Genomic DNA, 10,309 nt, shown 5'->3' with positions numbered 1-10,309 from the left:
GGGCGGTGACGCCCGCCAGCGCCCGCTCCAGCAGGGCCCGCCGGTCGGTCAGCTCCACGTCCAGCAGGGACTCGTCGGCCAGGGCCAGCAGGTCGAAGGCGACGAAGGACGACGGGGTCCGCTCGGCGAGCGTGCGCACCCGGGAGTCGGCGGGGTGGATGCGTTCGGTGAGCGCGTCGAAGTCGAGCCGTCCCTCCCGGGCGATCACGATCTCCCCGTCCAGCACGCACCGCTCGGGCACCCGCTCCTTCAGGGCGGCGACGAGCTCGGGAAAGTACCTGGTCAGGGGCTTTCCGGTACGGCTGCCGAGCTCGACCTGGTCGCCGTCGCGGAACACGATCGCCCGGAACCCGTCCCACTTCGCCTCGTACTGCATGCCCGCGGGAATCTTCGCCACCGACTTGGCGAGCATCGGCTTCACGGGTGGCATCACCGGCAGATCCATGGTTTCGATTCTGCGCGCAAGTGCCGTCTGCCGCCCGGTGTGCGAGGTGTGCACGAGGCGCCTACCGTTGCCGCATGGGTGCAGCGGTGGAACTGGAGGCGGGCGGCCGCACGGTCCGGCTGTCCAGCCCGGACAAGATCTTCTTTCCCGAGCGCGGTTTCACCAAGCTGGACCTCGCGCGCTACTACATCGCGGTCGGCCCCGGCATCCTGCGCGCCCTGCGCAACCGGCCCACCACCCTGGAGCGCTACCCGGACGGGGTGACCGGCGAGTCCTTCTTCCAGAAGCGGGCGCCCAAGAACATGCCCGACTGGATCCCGACCGCCCACATCACCTTCCCCAGCGGCCGCAGCGCCGACGAGATGTGCCCGACCGAGGAGGCCGCCGTGCTGTGGGCCGCCCAGTACGGCACGCTCACCTTCCACCCCTGGCCGGTGCGCCGCGACGACGTCGACAGCCCCGACGAACTGCGCATCGACCTCGACCCGCAGCCCGGCACCGACTTCGACGACGCCGTCCGTGCGGCCCACGAACTGCGCGCCGTCCTCGACGAGTTCGGCGGCCTGCGCGGCTTCCCCAAGACGTCCGGAGGCCGCGGCCTGCACGTGTTCGTGCCGATCGAGCCGCGCTGGACCTTCACCCAGGTCCGCCGGGCCGCCATCGCGGTGGGCCGCGAGCTGGAGCGGCGGATGCCGGAGCAGGTCACCATCAAGTGGTGGAAGGAGGAGCGGGGCGAGCGCATCTTCGTCGACTACAACCAGACGGCGCGGGATCGCACCATCGCCTCCGCCTACTCCGTGCGCCCCCGCCCGCACGCTCCCGTCTCCGCGCCGTTGACCTGGGACGAGGTCGGGGTGGCCCACCCCCAGGACTTCGACATCGCGACCATGCCCGCGCGCTTCGCCGAACTCGGCGACGTGCACGCGGACATGGACGAGCGGCGCTTCTCCCTGGAGTCCCTGCTCGAACTCGCCCGCCGGGACGAGCACGACCACGGGCTGGGAGATCTGCCGTACCCGCCCGAGTACCCCAAGATGCCGGGGGAGCCCAAGCGGGTCCAGCCGAGCCGGGCGAAGAAGACGACTCCTGGGAAGCCGGAGACGGCTGCTCCGCCCGCGGAACCTACAACTCCTTGATCCGGATGTCCCGGTAGGAGATCACGTCGGTCGTGCTGTGCACCTGCAGTCCCACGTAGCCGGAGGCGAAGCGGCGTCCGTCCGTGCCCGGGTCGTCCGAGCGGGGCGGGTAGAACTCCTGGCCGCCGGTGTTGTCGAACTCGTTGAGCAGCACGCCGTTGCGGTAGACCGAGTAGTGCTGGCCCACCACCCGGATCTCGTAGTCGTTCCAGGTGCCCTTCTGGGTGACGCCGGCACCGGCGAGCCCCACCCGGTCGAAGCCGTAGATCGAGCCCGTCTTGTACATGTCGCCGTCGGGCCGGTCGAGCACCTGCACCTCGTGCCCGTACTCGATGGCGACCCACTCGGGCCGTGACTCCTGCGGATGGTCGTGGACCCACGGGAAGCGCACGAACACACCGGCGTTGGCGTTGCCCGTGCCCGGTGCGTCGTCCCGCCACTGGAGCTTGAGCGAGAAGTCGCCGTACTTGCGCTGCGGGAACCACAGCATGCCCAGGCCGTCCCTGGTGGTGCCGCTGGTGATCGAGCCGTCACCGTTCAGGCCGAACGAACCGCCGCCCACCTGCTCCCACTTGGCAAGGGACGCCGCGGTGCCGTCGAAGATCGTGCGGTAGCCCGCGGTCTGGCCCGGCCTGCCGATGCCGGACTGCCGGGCGGCCTTCTGCACGGCCTTGTACTCGCGCCGGTCGACGACGCCTTCCCTGAGCAGCTTGTCGAGGACCGTCTTCACGTGCTTCAGGAACAGCGCCTGGGACGTCCACTCCTTCTCGTCCTCGATCAACTCGTTGATACGGCACCGGTTGTCGGTGACCCGGTTCGGCACGCCCGAGTCGACCGTGCCGACGATGACCGTCAACCGCTCGTCGTACTCGGGGCAGTTGGGCGGAGGCACGCCGCCGCCCGGCACCACCGTGAAGCTGACGGTGCGCGCCGCGGAGGTGTTGCCCGCCTTGTCGCTCGCCCGGTACGCCACGGTGTGGCTGCCGGTGCGGTCGACGGTCACGGGGGCGGTGTACGCGAGGTAGGGCCCGCCGTCGAGCGAGTACTCGATCTTCTCGACGCCCGAACCGCCCTCGTCCGCCGCGCTCACGGTCACCTTGGCGCCGCCGACGTAGGCGCCGTCCGAGTTCCGCGTCCCGTCGACGGTCACACCCGTCACCGGCGGGGTGGTGTCCTGCGCGGGCGGAGCCACGACCGTGAACGTGACGCTCTTCTCGGCCGCCGCGTTGCCCGCCTTGTCGGTGGCCCGGAAACGGACCTCGTGGGCGCCGAGTTGATGCACCATCACGGGCGTGGTGTACGGCTGCCAGGCGCCGGAGTCGACCGCGTACTCGATGGTGTTGACCCCGGACCCGGTGTCGGAGGCGGAGACGGTGACCGTGGCCATGTCGAGGTAGTTCCCCTCGGCGTCCTTCTCCCCGCTGACCACCGCCGAGGTGTCCGGCGGCGTCGTGTCGTCCGTGGGCGGTGCGACGACCGTGAACGTGACGCTCTTCTCGGCCGCCGTGTTGCCCGCCTTGTCGGTGGCCCGGTAGCGGACCTTGTGGCTGCCGACCTGGTCGACCACGACCGGAGCGGTGTACGGCTGCCAGGCGCCGTCGTCCCCGACGGCGTACTCGACGCGGTCGACCCCGGAGCCGCCCGGGTCGGTCGCGGTGACCGCCACGCTCGCCGAACCGACGTACTGGCCCTGGGCGTTCTGCGTGCCGCTCACGGCCGCCGACGTCTCGGGCGCGGTGGTGTCCTCGCCGCCGCCCTCGGTCACCGTGAGGATGCCCTGCATCTGCCCGTGGCCGGGGATCGTGCAGTGGTAGAAGTACCGGCCCGGGGTGAGTGTGACCTCGGCGGTGTGCCGGCCGCCCATGGCGTCGTTCGGGTTGGCCAGGATGTTGAGTTCGACGTCGCTGTTGAACTCCGGGTCCGACGTCACGAACGTCAGCGTGTGCGGCATGCCCATCGTGTTGCCGGTCGCCGCGCTGTTCTCGAAGACGATCGTCGCCCTGCCCGCGACCGCCGTGGTGGGCGCGGATCCGTACTTGGTGATGTCGTCACCGGCCGTCCAGGTCAGCACCTGGTCCGCGACGGCCTGCCCCGACCCGGCCCGTTCGGGCTGCGCGCCCGCCGTCGACTGGAGCCCGAGCATCATCAGTACGGCGGCCAGCAGCGCCGTCAGGAGTCTTCCTTGCCGCATCACTGCCCTCCCCGTGCGAGTTGCCCGGCGGCCGGGGTCGGCCCGCCACCGGTGTAAGTGACCCGCCACAGCGCCGACTTTGCGTCCGAGGTGAAGAAGCCGCGGCCGTAGTCGAGGACGTAGAGCGCCCCGTCCGGGCCGAACTTCCAGTCCATGAGGTTCTTGATGCCGTCGTTGCCGATCGGCACGATCTTCTTCAGCGACTCCGAGTGCACCGGCAGACCGCCGTCGCCTTGCGTGTTCGGGTCGGTGATCACCGCGTTGCGTGGCTGGTCGGCGTCGTAGAAGTCGCCGACGAACCACTTTCCGTCCCAGTACGAGGGCCACTTCGCCGCGCTGGGGTTCGCCGCGTCGTAGCGGTAGACCGGGCCGTTCATCGCGGCCTGCCCGCCGCCCTTGAGCCACGGCAGGAGGTAGGTGGCCTCGTCCTGCTTGTACGACGGGACGCCGTCGGCGTCGCGCGGGTAGTCCGGGGCGCCGCCCTGCGGCGAGTACCAGATGTTGTTGCCGGTGACCGGTGGGAGGTTGACCAGGCCGTCGTTGTTGGGCGACTCGTTCTTCGGGTGGTCGCAGTCGTACCAGCCCAGCGGCTTGGACGGGTCGGGCAGATTGCGGTCACGGTAGGGCTGCTTGTTGCCCATGCAGTAGGGCCAGCCCCGGTTGCTCGCCTTGGTGATGACGGCGAACGTGTCGTACTTGGCCGGGCCCCAGGTCGTCGACGGTGCGCCCGCGTCCGGGCCCACCCAGCCCGCGTAGAGGATGTCGGTCCGCTTGTCGACGAAGATCCGCGCGGGGTTCCTGACCCCCATCACATAGATCTCGCCGCGCGTCTTGCCGCCGCCCTCGGCGCTCTCCTTGCCGGTGAAGAGGTTGCCCTCCGGCAGGGTGTACGTCCCGTCCGGCTCCGGGTGGATGCGCAGGATCTTGCCGTTGAGGTTGTGGGTGTTGCCGGCGGTGCGGCGCGCGTCGGCGAAGGAGACGCCCTTGTAGTTGGGCTGCGGGTTGTTGCCGGAGTAACCGTCGCTGAAACCGCTGGAGTTGTTGTCGCCGGTCGCGATGTACAGGTTGCCCTTGGAGTCCCAGGCCATCCCGCCGCCCGCGTGGCAGCAACTGTGCACCTGCACCGGCCACTTGAGCAGGACCTTCTCACTGCTCAGGTCCAGCTTGTTCGTGGCGAGGTCGAGGGTGAAGCGGGAGACGCGGCGCTCGGCCATCTGCGTGTCGCGGTTGAGCTGGGAGTGCGGCGTGTAGTGCAGGTACACCCAGCCGTTCTGCTCGAAGGCCGGGTCGAGCTCGATGCCGAGCAGGCCCTCCTCGACCTTGACCAGCTCGTCGCCGCCGCCCTTGTTGCCGAAGACGGTCAACTCGCCCGCCAGTGTGACCTTCTTGGTCTTCGGGTCGTAGACGTGGATCTGGCCCTTGCCCTTGCCGACGTCGGGGTTGTTCCAGTCGGTGATCACGGGCTGGGAGGAGTCGGCGCCGCCGCGGCCGATGTAGAGCACGCGCCCGTCGGGGGCGGTCACCAGGCCGTGCGGTTCGCCGATCTGGTCGCTCTGGCCGGGCTGGTTGGGCTGGGTGAGGCGCTCGGCCTTGTAGTTGGCGTTGATCGTCGCCTTGCAGTCCGCCTGCGCCAGCCGGGTCGTCCACAGCAGGGCGCCGCGCAGATGGTCGCGGAAGTCGGTCTCGTCGTACGAGGACACCGTGCCGCCCATGCCGGTGTAGAAGGAGCGGCCGCCGTCGTAGTCGCGGCACCAACTGACCGGATGGTCCCAGCCGTTGGCGCTCGTGCCCGGCCGGTACGTCGACTCGCGCACCCGCGCGACGGTGTGCACGTCGCCCGAGGGGTTCTTCACCCAGTTGAACCACTGGTCGGGCCGCTTCCACTGCAGCGGCAGGTCCTTGGTCGCCGGGTGCTGCCGGTCGCCGACCTCGACTACCGCGCGCTGTACGGCAGTTGGGCTGGACGCGGCGGGCCGGGCGCCGACCAGACCGGTGAACCAGTCCGAGTACGGCTCCGCGCGGGCCGCGTCATGGATGCCGACGAAGCCGCCGCCCGCCTCCATGTAGGCCTCGAGACCCGCCTCCTGGTCCGGGTCGAGGACGTCGCCGCCGCCGGTGAGGAAGACGATCGCGTTGTAGCGGCCCAGCCGGGTCTCGTTGGTGAAGACCGAGGCGTCGTCGGTGGCCTCGACCTTGAACCGCTCCTTCGCGGGCCCGGACAGGCCGATCATCTCGATCGCCTCGATGCCCGCGTTCACGACCGGCGACTCGTCCCCGGCCGCCGCGGAACCGTAGAAGATCAGCACCCGTACATTCGCGCCGCCCGGCGGCGACTTGACGGACATCGTTGTCGGGGATGGGTCGGGGGCCGGCCGCGCGTGGGCGACGGGCCCTGAGAGCAGTCCGGCGCCGAGCACCCCTGCCGCCAGTGTGGCCGCCCAGGCCCGTCCGCCCGTGTGTCTCGCGCTCCTTGTGCTCAACCCTCGTAAGTGCATGGGCACCTCCTCGGTCACAGCAACAACGCCAAGGAAGCTAGACCCCTTTGCACAACTCGCCAATACCTATGACCGCAATGGGACGAACTTTGTCCTGAGTGTGGATAAACGCTTGAGGGGGCTGTACCGTCTCACAGGTTCACCACAGCTTCGTCTCGGCAAATTCCGTACCAGGGTGGGGAGTTCTGCATGGACAGACGTGGTTTCAACCGGCGCGGAGTGCTGCTCGGCGGTGCGGCGGTGGCGACATCGTTGTCCCTGGCACCGCAGCCCGCACGCGCCGCCGGGCCGGTGAGGACCGCTCCGGCCGGAGGCGAGGTCAGGCACATCAAGCTCTACGCCGAGCGGCTCGCCGGCGGGCAGATGGGCTACGGCTTCGAGAAGGGCAAGGCGTCGATCCCCGGGCCGCTCATCGAACTCAACGAGGGCGACACCCTGCACATCGAGTTCGAGAACACCATGGACGTGGCCGCCAGCCTGCACGTCCACGGCCTGGACTACGAAATCTCCAGCGACGGAACGAAGTTGAACAAGAGCGACGTCGAGCCCGGCGGCACCCGCACCTACACCTGGCGCACCCATGCGCCCGGCAGGCGGCCCGACGGCACCTGGCGCGCGGGCAGCGCGGGCTACTGGCACTACCACGACCACGTCGTCGGCACGGAGCACGGCACCGGCGGCATCCGCAACGGCCTCTACGGCCCCGTGATCGTCCGCCGCAAGGGAGACGTCCTGCCCGACGCGACGCACACGATCGTCTTCAACGACATGACGATCAACAACCGGCCGCCGCACACCGGACCCGACTTCGAGGCGACCGTGGGCGACCGGGTCGAGTTCGTGATGATCACGCACGGCGAGTACTACCACACCTTCCATCTCCACGGTCACCGCTGGGCGGACAACCGCACCGGCCTGCTGACCGGGCCGGACGACCCCAGCCAGGTCGTCGACAACAAGATCGTTGGGCCCGCCGACTCCTTCGGCTTCCAGGTGCTCGCGGGCGAGGGCGTCGGGGCCGGCGCGTGGATGTACCACTGCCACGTCCAGAGCCACTCCGACATGGGGATGGTCGGGCTGTTCCTGGTGAAGAAGACGGACGGGACGATTCCGGGGTACGAGCCGCATCATCACTGATCCGCACCCGCCCGCAGCGGGCCTGTGAGCGCTCTCACCCAGCCGCCCGCCTGGGGTTATCCTGATCGGCATCCGCCGATGAGGAGCCCGAAGTGACCGACACAGCGCCGCGACCCACACTGGAGGCCGTGGCCGCCCGGGCGGGCGTGTCCCGGGCGACCGTCTCCCGGGTGGTGAACGGCGGCGACGGGGTGCGCGAACCCCTCGTCGAGCGGGTGCGCCGGGCGGTGGAGGAGCTCGGGTACGTGCCGAACCAGGCCGCACGCAGCCTGGTGACGCGACGGCACGACGCCGTCGCCGTGGTCATCGCCGAACCGGAGACCCGCGTCTTCGCCGACCCCTTCTTCGCCCTCCAGCTGCGCGGCATCAGCAAGGAGCTGACCGCCCACGACAACCAGCTGGTGCTGCTGCTCACCGAGGGCCGTGACGACCACGCCCGGGTCGGGCGGTACCTGGCGGGCGGCCATGTCGACGGCGCCCTCGTCTTCTCGCTGCACCTCGCCGACCCGCTGCCCGGGCTGATCCAGCACGCCGGAGTGCCCACCGTGTTCGGCGGACGCCCCGGCTGGAGCGACGGCCGCAGCGACGCGGTGTACGTCGACTGCGACAACCGCGCCGGGGCGCGCGAGGCGGTGGAGCACCTGGTCTCCCTCGGCCGCACCCGGGTCGCGCACATCACCGGGCCGCTCGACCAGACCTCGGCGGCGGACCGGCTCGACGGCTTCCGGGACGCGCGGGTCGACGCCGATCCGCGGCTGGTCGTGGAGAGCGACTTCACGCCGGCCGGGGGCGAGCGGGCCATGCGGGAACTGCTGGAGCGGCGGCCCGACTTGGACGCGGTGTTCGCCGCCAACGACCTGACCGCCGCGGGTGCCCTGCGGGTGCTGCGCGAGCACGGGCGGCGGGTGCCGCAGGACGTGGCAGTCATCGGCTTCGACGACATGCTGCCGGTGGCCGAGCAGAGCGATCCGCCGCTGACGACCGTGCGTCAGGACATCGAGGAGATGGGGCGGTTGATGGCCCGGCTGCTGCTGCGGCGGCTCGGGCAGCGGGCCCCTGCGGAGGGGGAGGCGGGCCCGCCGTCCAGCGTGGTGCTGCCTACCACGCTGGTACGGCGCGCCTCGGCGTAGCGCTCCGCGGGTTGGGCGGTTGTGCGGGCTGTGGCTGTGGCTGCGGCTGTGGTTGTGGCTGTGCGGTTGTGCCGTGTTGGGGTTCGTCTTCGGGTGCGGTCGCGTCGGGGCTGGGCGCGCAGTGCCCCGCGCTCCTGAGGGGCGCTCCCCTGACGCGGCGCCCCCTGCTTACGTCTGCTGCGGGGCGCTCTTGATTACTGCGAAGCGGGCGCCGTAGGGGTCGGACAGTTTGGCGATGCGGCCTACGCCCTCGATGTCCATGGCCGGGGCGCGGACGGTGCCACCCAGCTGGCGGGTCAGGGCGACCGCGGCGTCCGCGTCGGCGACCTCGAAGTACGGCAGCCAGTAGGCGCTCTGCTCCGCGGGGTCGTCGGCCAGGTCGACGATTCCGCCGAACATGGAGTCCTCGCCGGCGCCCTCGGGGTTGATGCACGTGTACGTGCCGCCGGGGAAGGCCACCGCGGAGGTCTCCAGGCCCAGGGTCTCGTGGTAGAACCAGGCAGCCTGCGCCATGTCGAGGGTGTAGAGCTCGACCCAGCACAGGGCGCCGGTCTCGTTGGCCTTGTCGACGCCCTTGGTGCGGCCCGGCTGCCAGATGCCGAAGGGCACGCCCGCCTTGTCGCCGAGGATCGCCATGCGGCCCTCGCCCATCACGTCCATGGGCTGCATGAGCACCTTGCCGTGTGCCTGCTCGGCCGCCTTGGCGGTGGCGTCCGCGTCGGCGCTCTGGAAGTAGACGGTCCAGGAGGGCGGCCCCTGCTCGGGGGTGGTCTGCATGCCGCCGGCCACGGTCCTGCCGTCCAGCTGGAAGAAGCCGTAACCGCCGGCGTCCGGACCCGCCGACTGGAACTGCCAGCCGAAGAGACCGCCGTAGAAGGTGGTGGCGCCGTCGATGTCGGAGGTGCCGACGTCGAGCCAGTTCGGAGCGCCGTTGACGAAACGGGTGGTGAGCATCTCGCCCTCCTCGGAAGGGTCCCGTTCTCTGCACTGCCGAGTCTTGCACCCCGCACTGACAATCGCTGCCGGAGCGTCCGGGCGGGTCGGAGCGGAGGAAGCCGTTCAGCGTGCGCGCCGGAACGTGGTGACCGGGAGTGACCGCGAGGGTTCGGATTGTTTGCGAAAACGTTCCGCGCGCCGCCGTGCGCCGCCCGGTGCGGGCGCGCCACCATCCAGGCGGCCGGAGGCCACCGGCGACGGCGTTGATCGGGCGTTGATCGAACGTTTTGCGCCGCCCGGCACGCTCTGGACCATGCACATCGACATGACCGCCCCGACGGACCTCGCCTGGCAGGCCGAGGCGCTGTGCGCGCAGACCGGGGCCGACTTCTTCTTTCCCGAGCCGGGCAGCTCGGTGCGTGAGGCCAAGCGCATCTGCGGCCTGTGCGAGATGCGGCCGGTCTGCCTGGACTACGCCCTGCGCAACGACGAGCGCTTCGGTGTCTGGGGCGGCCTGTCGGAGAAGGAACGGCTGGAGCTGCGGCGGCGCCAAAACCGGTGAGCCCGGCCGGCCCCGCTGCGGTTAGGATCCGGGGGCGCACCCGGGCGTAGCGCAGAGGCAGGCGCACCCGCCTTGCCCAGGCGGACGACATCGGTTCGAATCCGATCCCCGGGCTGCGTCCGTGGGCCCTGTAGAGCAGAGGCAGACTCGCCGCCTTCTCAGGGCGGATACGCCGGTTCGAATCCGGCCGGGGCCCACCCAGCAGGGGACGGTAGCGCAGAGGCAGGCGCACCTTCATGGCATGAAGGACACGCCGGTTCGAATCCGGCCCGGCCCA

General features: G+C 70.4%; 7 protein-coding genes, 3 tRNA genes and 1 pseudogene. 7 read left to right on the top strand and 4 right to left on the bottom strand.

Features of this window, described 5'->3' with window-relative positions; translation table 11 throughout:
* Nucleotides 1-445, bottom strand: a pseudogene (locus ACFU97_RS14205) (ATP-dependent DNA ligase); the annotation flags it as partial.
* Nucleotides 446-519: 74 nt separating this feature from the next.
* On the opposite strand from ACFU97_RS14205, the gene ligD reads away from it, so the two are divergent.
* Nucleotides 520-1,581, top strand: a complete 1,062-nt coding sequence (gene ligD, locus ACFU97_RS14200; RefSeq protein WP_384255336.1) for a non-homologous end-joining DNA ligase — start codon at nt 520-522, stop codon at nt 1,579-1,581.
* Here the strand turns inward: ligD and ACFU97_RS14195 are convergent.
* Together ACFU97_RS14195 and ACFU97_RS14190 are read right to left on the bottom strand one after the other, a co-directional pair.
* Nucleotides 1,568-3,772, bottom strand: a complete 2,205-nt coding sequence (locus ACFU97_RS14195) for an OmpL47-type beta-barrel domain-containing protein (protein WP_384255334.1) — start codon at nt 3,770-3,772, stop codon at nt 1,568-1,570. The genes ligD and ACFU97_RS14195 overlap by 14 nt on opposite strands.
* Nucleotides 3,772-6,201 carry a ThuA domain-containing protein gene (locus tag ACFU97_RS14190; protein WP_384255363.1) on the bottom strand — a complete coding sequence of 810 codons (2,430 nt, stop codon included), beginning with the start codon at nt 6,199-6,201 and terminating at the stop codon, nt 3,772-3,774. Before ACFU97_RS14190 ends, ACFU97_RS14195 begins: the two co-directional genes overlap by 1 nt.
* A 255-nt stretch (nt 6,202-6,456) precedes the next feature.
* Here ACFU97_RS14190 and ACFU97_RS14185 point away from each other — a divergent pair, with 255 nt between their 5' ends.
* Together ACFU97_RS14185 and ACFU97_RS14180 are read left to right on the top strand one after the other, a co-directional pair.
* Nucleotides 6,457-7,404 carry a multicopper oxidase domain-containing protein gene (locus ACFU97_RS14185; RefSeq protein ID WP_384255331.1) on the top strand — a complete coding sequence of 316 codons (948 nt, stop codon included), beginning with the start codon at nt 6,457-6,459 and terminating at the stop codon, nt 7,402-7,404.
* 92 nt (nt 7,405-7,496) lie between these two features.
* Nucleotides 7,497-8,534 carry a LacI family DNA-binding transcriptional regulator gene (locus tag ACFU97_RS14180; protein ID WP_384255329.1) on the top strand — a complete coding sequence of 346 codons (1,038 nt, stop codon included), beginning with the start codon at nt 7,497-7,499 and terminating at the stop codon, nt 8,532-8,534.
* Nucleotides 8,535-8,702: 168 nt separating this feature from the next.
* Here ACFU97_RS14180 and ACFU97_RS14175 read toward each other — a convergent pair whose 3' ends face one another.
* The gene (locus ACFU97_RS14175; RefSeq protein WP_384255327.1) at nt 8,703-9,488 is read right to left on the bottom strand and encodes a VOC family protein; all 786 of its coding nucleotides are present in this window, start codon (nt 9,486-9,488) and stop codon (nt 8,703-8,705) included.
* Between the two features lie 295 nt (nt 9,489-9,783).
* Here ACFU97_RS14175 and ACFU97_RS14170 point away from each other — a divergent pair, with 295 nt between their 5' ends.
* From ACFU97_RS14170 to ACFU97_RS14155, 4 genes are all read left to right on the top strand, one after another.
* Nucleotides 9,784-10,032: a WhiB family transcriptional regulator gene (locus ACFU97_RS14170; RefSeq protein WP_384255325.1), complete on the top strand. Its 249-nt coding sequence runs from the start codon at nt 9,784-9,786 to the stop codon at nt 10,030-10,032.
* Nucleotides 10,033-10,071: 39 nt separating this feature from the next.
* Nucleotides 10,072-10,146 (top strand) — tRNA-Gly (locus tag ACFU97_RS14165).
* 10 nt (nt 10,147-10,156) lie between these two features.
* Nucleotides 10,157-10,228 (top strand) — tRNA-Glu (locus tag ACFU97_RS14160).
* A gap of 9 nt (nt 10,229-10,237) precedes the next feature.
* Nucleotides 10,238-10,309 (top strand) — tRNA-Ala (locus tag ACFU97_RS14155).

It is taken from the genome of Streptomyces sp. NPDC057616 (genome assembly GCF_042800575.1).
Taxonomy (GTDB): domain Bacteria; phylum Actinomycetota; class Actinomycetes; order Streptomycetales; family Streptomycetaceae; genus Streptomyces.
This window is presented reverse-complemented; position numbering and strand designations above follow the sequence as displayed.

What these genes read in the sequence shown, in the direction of transcription:
- ACFU97_RS14170 (WP_384255325.1), top strand. Translation starts at nt 9,784, where the DNA reads ATGCACATCGACATGACCGCCCCGACGGACCTCGCCTGGCAGGCCGAG.
- ACFU97_RS14185 (WP_384255331.1), top strand. Translation starts at nt 6,457, where the DNA reads ATGGACAGACGTGGTTTCAACCGGCGCGGAGTGCTGCTCGGCGGTGCG.
- ACFU97_RS14175 (WP_384255327.1), bottom strand. Translation starts at nt 9,488, where the DNA reads ATGCTCACCACCCGTTTCGTCAACGGCGCTCCGAACTGGCTCGACGTC.
- ACFU97_RS14195 (WP_384255334.1), bottom strand. Translation starts at nt 3,772, where the DNA reads ATGCGGCAAGGAAGACTCCTGACGGCGCTGCTGGCCGCCGTACTGATG.
- ligD (WP_384255336.1), top strand. Translation starts at nt 520, where the DNA reads ATGGGTGCAGCGGTGGAACTGGAGGCGGGCGGCCGCACGGTCCGGCTG.